This is a genomic window from Streptomyces sp. NBC_00104, from assembly GCF_045160825.1.
In the GTDB taxonomy this organism is placed as follows: Bacteria; Actinomycetota; Actinomycetes; order Streptomycetales; family Streptomycetaceae; genus Streptomyces.
Window position 1 is genome coordinate 9,430,670 of the sequence record NZ_CP108215.1, and the last position, 14,172, is coordinate 9,444,841.

The 14,172-nt window shown below is 70.2% G+C and carries 14 protein-coding genes; 4 read left to right on the forward strand and 10 right to left on the reverse strand.

Going from position 1 to position 14,172, the window contains the following annotated elements:
• The first annotated feature begins 45 nt into the window (after positions 1-45).
• From OG272_RS41195 to OG272_RS41205, 3 genes are read left to right on the forward strand one after another with little or no spacing between them, the layout of a single operon-like run.
• Positions 46-957, forward strand: coding sequence for a metallophosphoesterase (locus OG272_RS41195; RefSeq protein WP_326574631.1), 912 nt, complete (start codon positions 46-48; stop codon positions 955-957).
• On the forward strand, positions 902-1,612 hold the full coding sequence (locus OG272_RS41200; protein ID WP_405895742.1) for a 4'-phosphopantetheinyl transferase: 711 nt from the start codon (positions 902-904) through the stop codon (positions 1,610-1,612). The genes OG272_RS41195 and OG272_RS41200 overlap by 56 nt, the downstream gene beginning before the upstream one ends.
• Positions 1,609-2,580, forward strand: a complete 972-nt coding sequence (locus tag OG272_RS41205; RefSeq protein WP_405895743.1) for a polyprenyl synthetase family protein — start codon at positions 1,609-1,611, stop codon at positions 2,578-2,580. Before OG272_RS41200 ends, OG272_RS41205 begins: the two co-directional genes overlap by 4 nt.
• A gap of 770 nt (positions 2,581-3,350) precedes the next feature.
• On the opposite strand, the gene OG272_RS41210 is transcribed toward OG272_RS41205, so the two are convergent.
• From OG272_RS41210 to OG272_RS41235, 6 genes are all read right to left on the reverse strand, one after another.
• The gene (locus OG272_RS41210) at positions 3,351-4,775 is read right to left on the reverse strand and encodes a cation:proton antiporter (protein ID WP_405895744.1); all 1,425 of its coding nucleotides are present in this window, start codon (positions 4,773-4,775) and stop codon (positions 3,351-3,353) included.
• Positions 4,776-5,444: 669 nt separating this feature from the next.
• Positions 5,445-5,672: a hypothetical protein gene (locus OG272_RS41215; RefSeq protein ID WP_326574627.1), complete on the reverse strand. Its 228-nt coding sequence runs from the start codon at positions 5,670-5,672 to the stop codon at positions 5,445-5,447.
• 125 nt (positions 5,673-5,797) lie between these two features.
• Positions 5,798-7,225 carry an FAD-dependent monooxygenase gene (locus OG272_RS41220; RefSeq protein ID WP_327726830.1) on the reverse strand — a complete coding sequence of 476 codons (1,428 nt, stop codon included), beginning with the start codon at positions 7,223-7,225 and terminating at the stop codon, positions 5,798-5,800.
• Complete coding sequence (locus OG272_RS41225) at positions 7,209-8,423, reverse strand: MAB_1171c family putative transporter (RefSeq protein WP_327726829.1); 1,215 nt, start codon at positions 8,421-8,423, stop codon at positions 7,209-7,211. Before OG272_RS41225 ends, OG272_RS41220 begins: the two co-directional genes overlap by 17 nt.
• Before the next feature lie 53 nt (positions 8,424-8,476).
• Positions 8,477-9,007, reverse strand: a complete 531-nt coding sequence (locus OG272_RS41230) for a toxin-antitoxin system, toxin component (RefSeq protein ID WP_326574624.1) — start codon at positions 9,005-9,007, stop codon at positions 8,477-8,479.
• Positions 9,008-9,038: 31 nt separating this feature from the next.
• Entirely contained in the window at positions 9,039-9,695 is a 657-nt protein-coding gene (locus OG272_RS41235; protein WP_326574623.1) for a helix-turn-helix transcriptional regulator, read from the reverse strand.
• 274 nt (positions 9,696-9,969) lie between these two features.
• On the opposite strand from OG272_RS41235, the gene OG272_RS41240 reads away from it, so the two are divergent.
• Positions 9,970-10,653 (forward strand): hypothetical protein, encoded by a 684-nt coding sequence (locus OG272_RS41240; protein ID WP_326574622.1) that lies wholly within the window; start codon positions 9,970-9,972, stop codon positions 10,651-10,653.
• An 82-nt stretch (positions 10,654-10,735) separates the two neighbouring features.
• Here OG272_RS41240 and OG272_RS41245 read toward each other — a convergent pair whose 3' ends face one another.
• The 4 genes from OG272_RS41245 to OG272_RS41260 are packed head-to-tail and all read right to left on the reverse strand — an operon-like array spanning position 10,736 to position 14,068.
• Complete coding sequence (locus OG272_RS41245) at positions 10,736-11,530, reverse strand: ABC transporter ATP-binding protein (protein ID WP_327726828.1); 795 nt, start codon at positions 11,528-11,530, stop codon at positions 10,736-10,738.
• A gap of 26 nt (positions 11,531-11,556) precedes the next feature.
• Complete coding sequence (locus OG272_RS41250; RefSeq protein ID WP_327726827.1) at positions 11,557-12,333, reverse strand: ABC transporter permease subunit; 777 nt, start codon at positions 12,331-12,333, stop codon at positions 11,557-11,559.
• The gene (locus tag OG272_RS41255) at positions 12,330-13,103 is read right to left on the reverse strand and encodes an ABC transporter permease (RefSeq protein WP_327726826.1); all 774 of its coding nucleotides are present in this window, start codon (positions 13,101-13,103) and stop codon (positions 12,330-12,332) included. Before OG272_RS41255 ends, OG272_RS41250 begins: the two co-directional genes overlap by 4 nt.
• Positions 13,100-14,068, reverse strand: coding sequence for an ABC transporter substrate-binding protein (locus OG272_RS41260; protein WP_326574618.1), 969 nt, complete (start codon positions 14,066-14,068; stop codon positions 13,100-13,102). The genes OG272_RS41255 and OG272_RS41260 overlap by 4 nt, the downstream gene beginning before the upstream one ends.
• Positions 14,069-14,172 lie beyond the last annotated feature (104 nt).

Consider the following 14,172-nt stretch of genomic DNA (forward strand, 5'->3'; position numbering starts at 1 on the left):
CCGTGTGTTCTCGTGTTGATGTTCGGTGTCCAGGAGGGAGCACGGGTGGAGTCGAGGGTCGGCCGTCACGGAAATCTGCTGGCCATCAGTGATCTGCACGTCGGCTATCCCGAGAATCGCGCCCTGGTCGAGAAAATGCGCCCCGAGACCGACGACGACTGGCTTCTCGTGGCCGGTGACGTCTCCGAGGCCGTCGCCGACATCCGCTGGGCCCTGGAGACACTCGCCGGCCGCTTCGCCAGGGTCGTGTGGGCGCCGGGCAACCACGAACTGTGGACCCACCCCGGCGAGACCGTCCCGTACAAGGGCGTCGAGCGGTACGAACACCTCGTCGCCCTCTGCCGGGAGCTGGGCGTCGTCACCCCCGAGGACCCGTACCCCCTCTGGGAGGGACCCGGCGGCCCGGTGGTGATCGCGCCGCTGTTCCTGCTGTACGACTACTCGTTCCTGCCCCAGGGCTGCGCGACGAAGGACGAGGGCCTGGAGTACGCGCACGGCACCGGAGTGGTCTGCGTCGACGAGCACGTGCTGTACCCCGACCCGTACCCGAGCCGCGACGACTGGTGCCGCGCCCGGGTCGCGGAGACCGAACGCAGGCTCGCCGAACTGCCGCCCGACCTGCCCACGGTGCTGGTCAACCACTACCCACTGGACCGGCACCCGACGGACGTCCTGCGCTACCCCGAGTTCGCCATGTGGTGCGGCACGGGGCTGACCGCCGACTGGCACCGGCGCTTCAACGTCGAGGTCATGGTCTACGGCCATCTGCACATCCCGCGGACCACCTGGCTGGACGGGGTCCGCTTCGAAGAGGTGTCCGTGGGTTACCCCCGCGAGTGGCGACCGCGTCCGGAACCCCCGGGCAGGCTGCGCCGCATTCTGCCGATGGAGGTCGGAACCGGTGTTCGAGGAACTGCTCCCGGGAGCGGTCGTGGTCGTGGAGGCGCCCGCCCATGACGCGGCCGCGGCCGTCGAGGGGATCGAGCTGTACCCCGAGGAGGAGGCGGTCGTGGCCCGGGCGGTGCCGAAGCGGCGCCACGAGTTCACCCTCGTCCGCGCCTGCGCCCGGCAGGCCATGGAGAAGCTCGGCGTGGCGCCGCGGGCGATCGTGCCCGGCGAGCGCGGCGCCCCCGGCTGGCCGGACGGGCTCACCGGCAGCATGACCCACTGCGAGGGGTACGCGGCCGCCGCCCTGGTCCGCGCCGCGGACCTCGCCTCCCTCGGCATCGACGCCGAACCCCACGACGCCCTGCCCGAGGGCGTCCTGACGGCGATCGCCCTCCCCGCGGAGGAGATCCGACTGCGCCGTCTGACCGCCGACCACCCCTCGGTCCACTGGGACCGGCTGCTCTTCAGCGCCAAGGAGTCCGTCTACAAGGCGTGGTTCCCGCTCACCGGGCGGTGGCTGGACTTCGCGGAGGCCGACATCGAGGTGACCGTCGACCCCGGCGGCCGCTCCGGCGCCCTGCGCGTCGGACTCCTCGTGCCCGGACCGGTGGTGGACGGTCGTCGCATCGACGCCTTCACCGGACGCTGGACCGTCCGGCGGAGGCTGGTGGCGACGGCGGTTTCGGTTCCCTTCCCCACCGCGGAGGACGAGGACGCCAGATGAGCACCCTTTCCTGTGCGGAGCTGCACAGACAGGTCGCGTCGGAGATCGACGCGGAGATCGCCACCGCCCTGGAGAGCCTCGGGCCGTCGTCCGTGGCGGTCCGAAGATCCATATCCGGGCTGCTGGGCCACCAGCAGATGAAATACCCCCTGTCCGTGCTCCCGCTCCTCGTGCACGCCTCCGAGACCGGGGTCCCGGGACCGGCCGTTCCCCTGTCGGCCGTGCACGTCCTGTGGTGGACGTCCGCCTGCTACCTCGACGACCTGGCCGACGGCCACGGCACCCACACCCCCGACGGACTCGGCACGGACGAGGCGCTGTTGGCGTCCGTCCTCAGCGGACAGGCCCTTCCCATCCGGGTCGTACAGGCCCAGTCGGTCCCGGACGCGGTGCGCAACGCCCTCACCGGTGAGATCGTCAACTGCTGGATCGACGCTGTGGAAGGCCAGTTGCGGGACCTGCGCGGCGACATGGAGAACGCCTCGCGGGACGCGGTCGTCGCCGCCTATCGTGGGAAATCCGGCGCCCCGTTCGGGATGATCACGGCGATGGCCGCGATTCTCTGCGGCGCCGGGACCGAACGGACCGAACAGTGGCGGGAATTCGGCGCCGTCTTCGGAATTCTCTGGCAGCTCTTCAACGACCAGGAGGACCTTCTCTCCGGCCGCGACGAGGATCTGCTGAACGGCACGGTCACGTATCTCCTCGCCTGCGCCCTGGAGGAGACGCCACCCGGATCGAGGACGCGGGTCACTGAACTCTCCGCCGCCGCACGGTGTTCCGAAACGGCCCGCGCGGAACTCCGCGCCCTGCTGCTCGCCCCCGGCGTGCTCCGGCGCTTCGAGAAGGACCTCGCGGCGTTCCGCGACGACGCGTACCGCGTGCTCGACGAACTGGGCGGTGACGAGACCTACGTGCCCGCCCTGCGCCAGTTGGTGGCTCAGGCCTCCGGGATGTACCTGACCTAGCCTCGATCTTGCATGACGGTCCGCCGACGGAGTCGGTGGGCCGTTTCGCTTTCTGTGGCTGATGGCGGGAATGCTGGTGGCCCGAGTGTCGTGTCGGGTGGGCGCCGGATTTTACTGTTCCGGGGTGGGTCCTCGTTTCGTAGGGACGGGGGAATCCGCTGTTCATCCGGGGTTCGGCAGGAGGGCGAGCCGTTCGAGCCGAAGAGGGCCGGCTCAAGGATCAGGAAGCGGCCGTGAAATGGGTCGAGGGTGTCCTGGATGCGTTCCAGGTACTCAAGGACATCAGGGTGGTGGCCGCGGTCATGTAGATGCGCAAAGCCATATGCGGGCACGTCCGCTTCCTTCGTTCGCTCCGGTACGACGACTTGAACGTAGCCACGCTCTGCGTACGCCGCGCTTACCCCTCCGAGGTAAGCGCCGGACAAGCCGCTCAGACCCGACTTCGGTCGTTCGGGAAACGGAGCCGTAGCTGCCCCTTCCGCAACCCACCACTCACCTCGGCTCCCATCCCGTCTGCCGTCGACCCAACACCGTGGAGCGGGCCTGATTCCTGGCGTCCAGGTGGAGGGCGCCACTGTGCGAACGACCTGGACGCCAGGTCGCCCCCGCGACAAGACCCCGTGGCTTCCCGCACGATCCGGTGGGACGGGAATGACACGGCCCGCCTCGTCGAGCGGTCCGGGCAGAGGCCGGACCTTCACAGTGGATAGGAGGTCAGCACGTCGGCTCGGGGGCGTCGTACATCGGTGGACTGCCCGGCGTAGGCGTATTCAGGTTGGCGGCCGCTCATGCGCAGAGGCGTCGCCCGTTGCGTCCGACTCCCTCTCCGGGGTCGTGGGCGGATGGGAACTGCCCACTGCCTCAATCGTCTTCCGCCCGGGAGCGGACTCCGGCGGAGCGTGCGGTGGGGCCGAGGAGAAGAGTGCGGGATCCCTGGACAGTGCCCGGGTCAGCCATGCGCCGGCGAGCTGCGAGGTGAGGATGGACAGCAGCACGAGGGCGACGAAGAACCGGCCATTGATGACGCCCGCGCTGAAGGTCACCGAGGCCAGGATGATGCCGGGGCCGCCGCGGGCGTTCATCGCCACCGCGAAGTGGGTCGACCAGGACGGTGACTTGCCGGCCATGCGGGCCCCCAGCCACACGCTGCCGAACTTGACCGCACAGGCCAGGACGAACAGCCAGCCGAAGAAGACCAGGTCGAGGTCGTGGACTAGGTCGAGGCGGAAGCCCACCAGCGCGAAGTAGATGGGGATGAAGAAGGCCAGCGAGAATCCACGTACGGCCTCCTCCCCGGGGGACGCCGTTTCGTGACCCGCCATGGCGATGCCCGCCATGAGCGCGCCGAAGATCGGGTCGATGCCCAGACCCATGCAGGACAGGCAGAGGGCGAAGAGGAAGACCAGGCGGAACGCCGCTGGGCTGCGCAGTTCCAGCACCTTCAGGGTGCCCGTGGCGAGCCGTTGGAACGCCGCACGGCCCCCAGCCAGGCAGACCGTGAAGAACAGCAGCGAGGCGCCCACGTAGTAGGCCACGTCCCAGCCGATCCCCTCGACGGGGAGCAGGGCGGGCAGGCCGTAGGCGGTGTCCGCCTGGATGCGGGCCAGCCCGAGGATCACGGCCAGGACCACGTAGAGGAGGACGTCCTCGATCACGGCCACCGTGAGCACCATTCGGGCGAAGAGGCTGCCCATGATGCCGAGGTCGATCATGATCCGGGATATGACGGGGATACTCGTCACCGCGATGGCCAGTCCCAGGACCAGGGAGATGCTCGCCGCGGACCCGTGCGGGCCCGCCAGGTCACCTGGGTCGACCCCCTGGGCGATGGCCAGTCCTCCGGCAAAGGGAATCACCAGGCCGGTGGCGGTGGTGAACACCACGGTCCTGCGCTCCGCACCGAGACCGCTCTGGCGCATCTCCAGCCCGGCCAGGAAGACCATCAGGATCGTGCCGAGCTGGTAGACCGCCCCCAGCGTGTGGGCGGTGGCGCTGGAGGACGGCACCAGCCAGGCGCTCACCGAGGGAGCCATCAGACCCAGGGCGCTGGCCCCGAGCAGCAGTCCCCCCGTGATCTCGCCGATCACCGGAGGCTGGCGCAACCGGGCGAAGACGTAACCGCCCACGTGCGCCGCGACCAGAAAGCCGGTCAGCACGATCAGAATCCTGGCCGTATCCGAAATCGTCAGGGACATGGGCACGCCTCCGGACCATCGAGAAGTGACGCTTTGTACTGGAGGCGTGGGGGAGGCTCCAACGATCAATGCAGTGCATTTATCGGATGATGCTTTTACGTCAGGGATACCCGAGCGTGTTCCGATGAACCCTCGAAATGGCCGACTTATCGGCATCCCATTCCCTCGATGCCGCTTCGAACTAAATAAAGCTATTATATGAATTTGAGTTATTGTTGACGGCTGTCAGGCCCACGTGTTCGTCGAGCCGCAGAGGCCCCAACATTCTGTGTGGTCACTGCAATTGGCTTCCGTCTCTTGGTCGATGGTTTCGAGACCTTTTCCCCGCATGGTCCGCTGTGGCGCTATTCCTGGCGACTCTCATCAATAGACGGGTGGTACCTGGATATATGCCTCGGTGTGAGTGCGTATCGCATTGCTGTCAGGCAGCCACGCTGGGGGCGACGCATTGGTCATTGCGCTCCTCCCCGTCTCCCCGTCTCCTCGGCCGGAGGCCTTCACCGCAACCCCGCCCCGGCCGCCGCCCCGGACGGCGCACCAGCCCCCGTCCCGCCTGGACCTCGGCCGGGGATGCTCGCGCCGCCTCGGGTATGGGTGCTTTCCGCGTTTCACCGCCGGTGTCCGGTGACGGTCCGCCGGGCACAGCCGGCGGACCGTCACTTCGCGCGCTCAGACCTCCGGGCACCAGCTCCGCAGCAGCTGGAAGAACTGCTCCTCGTTGCCCGAGAGGCCTGCCGCCGCCAGCGCCCGCTCCGCCTCGGCGAGCGCGGCGGGCGGCACCACGGGTGGTCGGCGGGACTCCGGCGGCCCGTCGAAGGCTGCTCGTACGGTCCCCAGCAGCCGCAGATAGGCCTGTACGGCGGCGCGCTCGCGGTCGGTCAGTACGGCGGTCGGCATCGAACGGCTCTCCCCTGGTCGGATCGGCGAAACTCGGTGCCGGCCCCGGCAAACGGGTGGCACACTCCCAGCTTGCCGTCCCCCACTGACAATCCCGCTCTTCCGCGCGGGGATGTCGCCCGGGGCTACCGCGGTGCCGTGCCCAGCACCGTCTCCCGCTCATGCTCCGTCAGCGGCGGTTCCGGCGGCGGGGGTTTGACGGGACCGCGCAGGACCGCCAGGACGATCTCGGGTCTGACGAGGGCGCCGATCGGCTCGGTGAGGGTGACCACGCCGAGGTACGCCTTGAAGACCAGGGGCCGTCCGAGCGCGGTCCGGATCAGCCGTTCCACATAGCGGCCGAACAGCCTCTGCACGGTGTTCGGCCGCTTGCCGATGGCCTCCGGGTAGCGGATGTCCGTGCCGGTGGCCAGCTCCCAGGCGAGAGTCACCGGCACCGCCACGGCCTTCTGGACCCGGCGCGCGAGCCCCGGCGCCGTGAGCCCGTGCGCGGCCACCCGTTCACGCAGCGCGAGGGCGCTCTGGGCGGCGACGGACATGCCGTGGCCGTAGATCGGGTTGTACGTGGCCACCGAGTCGCCGATCGCGACGAAGCCGTCGGGCCAGCCGGACACCTTCTCGAAGAAGCGTCGCCGGTTGATCGTGCTGCGGGTGACCACGACGTCCGTCAGGGGCTCGGCGCGGGAGATCAGCTCCCCCACGACCGGATGCCGGACGGTGCGCGCGAACTCCTCGAACTCCTCGGCCCGGGCGGTCGGCTGACCCCCTCGGGTGCCCGACAGCGTCACCAGCCAGCGCCCGTCCTCGATGGGCACCAGCGTCGCGCTCCGCCCCGGGACCGGCTGCGACCCGTCCGGCTGCACATTGACCACCGGGTACTCCTCGGTGCCCGCGGGCGCCCGGAAGATCCGGCTGGCGTACACGAGACCGGAGTCGACCTCGTCCATCGGCGCGGGCGGGACGCCGAGCGCGTCGAGCCAGGCCGTGCCCCGCGAACCGCGCCCGGCGGCGTCCACCACCAGATCGGCGGTGAGTACCCGCTCCTCGCCCTCGGCGGGGCGCACCCGTATCCCCGTCACCCGGGAGGCGTCGCCCTCCAGGCCCAGGATCTCGGTGCGGTCGAGCACGGTGACCCGGGGGCCGGCGAGGAGCCGGGCGCGGACGACCGTCTCCAGCAGATCGCGGCTGCACGCGATCATGAACGCCATCTCGGGCCAGCGCCGCACCCAGCCCTGGGCCGACAGGGAGACCAGACCGGTCGGCAGCGGGATGCGCCGGGCGCCGGCCGCCAGCCAGGCGTCGGTGACCCCCGGCAGCAGGTTCTCCATCGCCCGGGCCCCGCCGGACCACAGCAGATGGGTGTGGCGGGCCTGGGGCACGCCCTTGCGGGGCTCGGGCCCCTCGGGCAGCGCGTCGCGCTCGACGACGGTGACCTCGGCGTGGTCGCGCAGGGCGGCGGCGGCCAGCAGGCCGGCCAGGCCCCCGCCGACGACGACGGCACGCCGGGGAGACGTGACCGCGCGGTCGCGCGGGACGCTAACGGGTTCGCTCATGGAAGTCGCTCTCTGACCTGGTCGCGGCGGCCCATTCGCGGGCAGCGGCTACAACGGGTGACTGACGCAGGGCGATGGACATCCGTACGAGGTCACGGGGGTTCTCGGCGGGCGGGGCGGGGGCGGGTGCGTCGGCCGTGGCCGAGCTGATGACCCGGCCCTCCGGGTCGTCCTCCCTGGCCCGCACCGCCGCCGTCACCATCGCCGCGTCGGCCTCGGCCCGCGCCTGGACGGGCTCGGAGCCCGCCGCGACGGCGGCGTCGTACGCCTTGGCCCGTACCTCGGAGTCGAAGTACGGGTACAGGCTGAGCATGCCGTCGTGGATGTCGGACTCCCGCTGTGTCATCTGGAGCCGGGCCGGCGCCCACCAGGAGATCCGCACCTCGTGACTCGCCTGGGCCCAGACGGGCCGCAACTCCCGCCACAGCGGCCCGAGCCGACGGTACATGGACCAGATGGTCCAGGAGTCGCCGAGGCGCTCTCCGGCCAGCGGCAGACAGAAGCCGACCGCGCAGATCTGCGCGCCGACGGACGACAGCACGGGGGCGACGTACGTGCTCAGGTAGTCCAGGTCGCCGCCCTGCCAGCGGGCGACCACGGCGACCAGCTTGACCGCCGCGAAGGGGACGTTGAGCATGAAGCCGAACGCGATGATCAGCAGCCCGGCGCGCAGCCAGCCGCGCACCTGGAGCGCCCAGCGCCAGCACATGACGTTCATGGCGACGCCCGCGACGGTGAACCCGATCAGATAGAGCACGATCATCTCGCGCAGGAACGGGGTGTTGGCGTAGTACGTGTCGAAGTCCCGCACCCGCTCCACCGGTGCCTCGCCGAGCACGAACATCAGCACGATCGCCGCGCACACCGCGCCGTACCCGGCGATCCAGCGGTGCGAGAGGCGGCGTGTCGCCTGGGGCGGGCCACCGCGCCAGTTGGTGATCAGCACCAGACAGGAGCCGCTGAAGGCGCTCAGCAGGACGTAGACGAGGGCCGCCGAGACGTTGGTGACGCCGGTGGCGCGGTTGACCTCGGCGATCGTCGGCGGCGCGGCGAAGCAGAAGACCAGGGCGGCCAGCGTCATCAGCGCGCACACGGACCGGATCAGGGGATCGCCCCAGTTCCGCAGCAGCGCGGGCGTCTTGAGGGCGAGGGCGATCGTCATCGCGACGGCCGGAATGTAGTAGCTGGACCCGTCCATGTCTTCGGCGTCTCTGCGTCTCTGCGTCTCGGAGTCGCTGCGTTTCCGGCCGCTCAGCCCTGCGGCCCGCGGTAGCCCAGCGAGGCCCCGATGCGGCCGGCCAGGTGATCGCGACGCACCGGCCCGCGCAACGCGGAACCGGCGAGCCACGCCCGGCACTTGCTGGCCAGCAGCAGTCCGAAGCTCTCGGCGTCCTGCTCGTCCGTCAGGTCGAAACGAGTACGGGCGGCGACCCTCAGCACGGTCGCCCGCAGATCGGCGTCCTGGTTCAGTAAGCGCGCGGCGACCGAGGCACCCTCCACGTGCCGGCCGCAGTGCCCGGCCTGCATGTGCCACAGCTCGTGGCCGAGGATCACCAACTGGTGGTCGGGCGCGGTGCGTTCCTCGATGACGACCAGGTCCTGCTCGGCCATGTCCAGCCACAGCCCACTGGCCGTGCCCGGCGGGAAGACGGCCGTACGGTAGTGGACGGGGCGGCCGCGGCGTCTGCTCATGGCGTCGCACAGGGCGGCGTAGAGGTCGGCGGGGTCCGCCGGCGCCGGCAGCGTGAGTTCGCCGACCAACTCGCCGCACAGACGGCGCATTTCCTTTCCGATGCCCACAGATCTCCCCCGGTCAGGACTCGGGCCGCTTGACGCTCTCCAGCAGCATGTCCAGCCACTCCGCCACCTTGTCGCGGTGCTGGTCGGTGGGCAGCTGCGCCGCCCGCCAGGCGATGGAGCGCACACCGTGGTTCTGCAGCAGCCGCTGCAACGGGTCGTCCGCGGCCTCGGCCGCCGCGCGCTCACGGTCGGCGAGCTGCTGGAGAAGCTCCTGCTCGGTGCGCATCAGGGCGCTCGCCAGCGCCTCGGGATCCTCGGCGGTGAGGAAACCGGCGTGCACTCTGAAGAAGCGCTGGATGGCGTCGCAGTGCTCCATCGTGGGACGGCGGTCACCGTTGATCAAGGCCCCCGCCTGCTGGCGCGACATGCCGGCGCCGTCGGCGATCTCCTGCTGGGTGTACTTGCGGCCGCCCGGCTTGAGCCGGGTGCGTCGCAGCAGGTCCAGGCGCTGCAGAAAGCGGGCCTGGACGTCCGGCTCACCGGCGCGCTGCCCGCTCAGCAGGGCCTTCACCACCGCCTCCGGCACACCCGAGGCCACCGAGAGCCGCCGGGTGTCGAAGACCTCCGCGTGCCCCACGCGCAACTTGTCCGCCAGCGCGGTGACACGGGCCACGACGGCCGGCAGCAGAACCGTCGCCGCGGCGTCCGGAACCTCGAAGCCATCCGTCACCGACAGATCTCCTACGTCTCTCTCAGGCCAATTTCGCGGTACTGCGGAATCCGTGGAACCAAGCCTGGCGCGAGACCCTGGTCCCGGCAAGTACACCGTGAACTGCGGGGAGACTAGCGGTTTTGTCGAACTCACATCCAGGCATCGCCACAACTGTGGCGAGATTCAGCCGTCAACCGTCGCCGAATGCCACGATAGTTGACACGACTCCGCCCAGGGCAGGAGGATCAAGGCGCCGCGTGAAGGCCGCATAGGCAAGAGGGGTGACCTCCCGATGGCACATCAGGCAGGAGGGCAGCGGTCGGTACCGCGGCCCGTCCCCGACACATCCGAAGCCCAGGAAGCACAGGCGTACCTCCAGGACTACGCCGCGCTGCTGGAGTCCGTGACGTTCCCGTCCGTCGTCCTCGACCACCGCTGGGACGTCGTCCTGGCCAACTCCGCGTTCCGGACACTCTTCAACGGCGTGGGACCGCACCCGACGGCCATGCCGGGCGACAACTTCCTCCGCTTCGTGCTCTTCCACCCGGACGCCGCGACGGTCCTCGGCGACCACGAGTCCAGCTGGTGCCTGCCGATGCTCGCCCACTTCGCCGCCGCCGTGGAGTGCCACGGCCAGGACCGGGGACTGCAGTCCATCCGCCGGGAGATCGCCCAGGACCCCATCATGGACGCCGCCTACCGCCACGGCCTCCCGCACTGGCTCCGCACGGTCGGCCCCCACGCCGGCCGGCACGACGGTGCCGTACGCCCCCTGGTCCACCCGGACCCGCGCTGGGGCGCCACCCACTGCCGGGTCGTCAGCGAGAGCCCCGACACCCTCCGCGACCTGGGCTATCACCGTATGACCCTCGTCCTGCGCGAGGTGGGCCGCCCGACCGACCCCACCCGCAGGACGCGCCGCCCCCGCCGCGCCACGTCGACCCACCTGAGCGTGGTGCCCTCTCCCGAGAGGTGAGCCGCACGCCCTCCGGCGCCGCCGGCGTTCAGGTCGCCGACGGCGCCGGAGGTCACTCCTTGTCCAGCGACGGCGCCGGAGGTCACCCCTTGTCCAGGGGGACACCCCGCTTCGCCGCCTGGATCTGCTCGTACACACGCGTCCGCAGCTCCGCGAAGCGCGGTGCCACGCGGGTGTGCAACTGGTCGCGTTCGGTGGGGAGGTCGATCTTGAGCTGTTCCTGTACGACGGTGGGGGAGGCGGAGAGGACCAGGACGCGTTCACCGAGGTAGACGGCCTCGTCGATGTCGTGGGTGACGAAGAGGATCGTGATGCCCCGCTCCCGCCACAGACCCCGCACGAGGTCCTCCAGATCGGCCCGGGTCTGGGCGTCGACCGCCGCGAACGGCTCGTCCATCAGCAGCACGTCCGGTTCGTACGCCAGCGCGCGGGCGATGGCGACCCGCTGCTGCATACCGCCGGACAACTGCCAGGGGTAGGCGCCCGCCGCGTCGCCCAGGCCGACCGAGGCGAGCGCGTCGTCGACCAGCTCACCCCGTCGAACCTTGCTCAACTTTTTCTGTTTCAGGGGTAGTTCGACGTTGTCGCGGACCCGCATCCAGGGGAACAGGCTGCGCCCGTACTCCTGGAAGACGACCGCCATGCCCGGCGGCGGCCCGTCCACCGGCCGTCCTCCCAGGAGGACTTCACCGGCCGTCGGGTCCAGCAGCCCCGCCACACACTTCAGCAGGGTCGTCTTGCCGCAGCCCGACGGGCCCACCAGACAGACCAGTTCACCCGCGTCGACGGTGAAGGTGAGGTCCCGCACCGCCTCGACCCGGCGGCCGGAACCCTCGTAGACCTTCCTGAGGCCCGATACGTCAAGCAAGGCGTGCATCGCCTGCCGCTCCTTCTCGAGTTTCACTACGACCGCCGGGAGGACGCGCGCAGACCGTGGTACCAGCCGAGCACACGCCGCTCGACCAGCCGGAAGACGACGGACAGCAGGAACCCGAGCAGACCGAGGACGAGGATGCCGGTCCACATGTCGGGGACAGCGAAACCGCGCTGGAACTGGACGATGGTGTAGCCCAGTCCGTTGCTGGACGCGGTCATCTCGCTGATGACCATGAGGATGATGCCGATGGACAGCGCCTGACGCAGCCCCGCGAAGATCTGCGGGCTCGCCGAGCGCAGGACGACGTGGCGCAGCCGGGCCGCGCCCGTGATGCCGTACGACCGGGCCGTCTCGGACATGACGGAGTCCACCGCGCGCACGCCCTCGACCGTGTTGAGCAGGATCGGCCACACGCAGCCGCTCGCGATGACGGCGATCTTCATCGTGTCGCCGATGCCCGCGAACAGCGTGATGACCGGGACGAGGACCGGCGGCGGCACGGCCCGCAGGAATTCGAGGACCGGTTCGCACACCGCCCGCACCCGGCGGTAGGAGCCGATGACCGTGCCGAGGGCGACTCCTGCCACGGCCGCCAGGGCGTAGCCGGCGGTCAGGCGCACCAGGCTGGGCAGGACGTCGGCGCGCAGCCGCTCGGCCGTCCAGACGTCCGGGAAGGTGCCGAGGATCGTGCGCAGGGGCGGCCAGAACACATCGGTGCTGTCGTCCGACGCGAGCCACCAGACGATGACCAGGACGAGAGGGAGAGCGAGCGCGACCAGCGGCCGGAGCAGTACGCGGCTCACACCGCCACCTCCCCGCGCACCGACTGGTGCCAGGCCAGCGCCCGCCGCTCCACGGTCCGCGCCCCCACGTTGATGAGCAGCCCCAGCAGCCCGGTGACCACCACCAGGGCGTACATCTCCGGCACCGCCTGCGAGGACTGCGCGACCGAGATGCGCTGGCCCAACCCCGGTGCCCCGATGACCAGTTCGGCGGTCACGGCCAGGATGAGGGCCACGGCCGCGGCCAGCCGGACGCCCGTCATGACGTACGGCAGGGCGGTGGGCCACAGGACGTGCCGGACCCGTGCCCAGGTGCCCAGACCGTAGGAACGGGCGGTCTCCTCGGCGACCGGGTCGACGTCCTGGACGCCGTACAGGGTCTGGATCAGGACCTGCCAGAAGGACGCGTAGACCACCAGCAGGAGCACCGACTGCAGTTGGCTGCCGTACAGGAGGACGGCGAGGGGGATCAGGGCCACCGAGGGGATCGGGCGCAGGAACTCGATCGTGGAGGACGTCGCCTCGCGCAGATGCGGCACGACGGCGATGACCCCTCCGGTGAGGATCCCGGCCGTCACGGCGATCAGGAGCCCCACCGCCCAGCCGGTGAGGGTGTCCCCGAGCGCCGTCCAGAAGGCCCCGTCGGCGAGTTCGCCGGCGAGGGCGCCGGCGACCCGGCTGACCGGAGGGAGGTAGTCGTCCTCGACGAGGCCGAGCCGCGGGGTCGCCTCCCAGAGGGAGAGGAACCCCGCGAGCCCGGCCGCGCCGAGAGCGGCGTCGGCTCCTCTCACGGGAGCAGCTTGTCCAGGTCCGGGGCCTTCTCGAACAGGCCGTCCTCCTGGCCGAGTTCGGCCAGCCGCTCGATGGAGGCACGGTCCGGCTCGGCGGGCCAGCGGGGCAGCACGACCGTCTCCAGCAGGCTCTCCGGGATCTTCGTGTAGGAGGTGATGATCTCCCGTACCTCCTCCGGGTGTTCGTCGGCGTACGCGAGGGACTCGGCGGTGGCCTCCTGGAACTTCTTCACCAACTCCGGGTTCTTCTGCGCGTATTGCTGGGAGGTGAAGTACATGGCCACGGTGAGGTCCGGGGACACGTCGACGAAGTTCGACGCGAGGACGGTGCCGCCCTGGGACTTGATGGTGGCGAGCGCGGGCTCCACGACGCAGGCCGCGTCGACCTGGCCCTTGGAGAGCGCGGCCGGCATCTGGTCGAACGGCATCTCCACGTACTCGACCTTCGACGGGTCGCCGCCGTCCTTGCGGACCGACTCGTTGACCGAGGTGTCGCAGATGTTGCCGAGGGTGTTGGCCGCGACCTTCTTGCCCTCCAGGTCCTTGGCGGACTTCAGCGGGCTGCCCTTCGGCACGGCGATCTCCGCGAAGTCGGCGCCCGCCTCACCGGTGGAGGCGACACCGTTCACCACGGCCTTGACCGGCACGTTCTTCGACTGGGCGACCAGCAGGGAGGTCATGTTGCTGAAGCCGAAGTCGAACTGGCCGGAGACGACACCGGGCACGATCGCCGCCCCGCCCTGTGCGAGCGTCGGCTCCAACTCGAGACCGCGTTCGCTGTAGAAGCCCTTTTTCTCGCCCAGGTACAGCGGGGCGACATCGATGATGGGGATGACGCCGAGCTTGAGCGTGGTGGTGCCGCCGGAGCCCGCGTTCCCGCCGTCCGAGCCGGAGCCCGACGAACCGCAGGCCGTCGCGGTGACGAACAAGGTGCCGGCCGCGAGGCCGATGAGCAGACGACGCATGATTCCCCCATATGGGACCGCTCTTCGACAGGCTGTGCGCACACCGCACAGAAGTGCTCAGCCGGAAGGTAGAACGCCACCGGTTTCGGGTCAATGGCCTTGCC

Excerpts from the sequence above, each read along its gene's own strand:
- OG272_RS41230 (WP_326574624.1), bottom strand. The coding sequence starts at position 9,007 with ATGCGCCGTCTGTGCGGCGAGTTGGTCGGCGAACTCACGCTGCCGGCG.
- OG272_RS41210 (WP_405895744.1), bottom strand. The coding sequence starts at position 4,775 with ATGTCCCTGACGATTTCGGATACGGCCAGGATTCTGATCGTGCTGACC.
- OG272_RS41240 (WP_326574622.1), top strand. The coding sequence starts at position 9,970 with ATGGCACATCAGGCAGGAGGGCAGCGGTCGGTACCGCGGCCCGTCCCC.
- OG272_RS41205 (WP_405895743.1), top strand. The coding sequence starts at position 1,609 with ATGAGCACCCTTTCCTGTGCGGAGCTGCACAGACAGGTCGCGTCGGAG.
- OG272_RS41260 (WP_326574618.1), bottom strand. The coding sequence starts at position 14,068 with ATGCGTCGTCTGCTCATCGGCCTCGCGGCCGGCACCTTGTTCGTCACC.
- OG272_RS41215 (WP_326574627.1), bottom strand. The coding sequence starts at position 5,672 with ATGCCGACCGCCGTACTGACCGACCGCGAGCGCGCCGCCGTACAGGCC.
- OG272_RS41220 (WP_327726830.1), bottom strand. The coding sequence starts at position 7,225 with ATGAGCGAACCCGTTAGCGTCCCGCGCGACCGCGCGGTCACGTCTCCC.
- OG272_RS41225 (WP_327726829.1), bottom strand. The coding sequence starts at position 8,423 with ATGGACGGGTCCAGCTACTACATTCCGGCCGTCGCGATGACGATCGCC.
- OG272_RS41245 (WP_327726828.1), bottom strand. The coding sequence starts at position 11,530 with ATGCACGCCTTGCTTGACGTATCGGGCCTCAGGAAGGTCTACGAGGGT.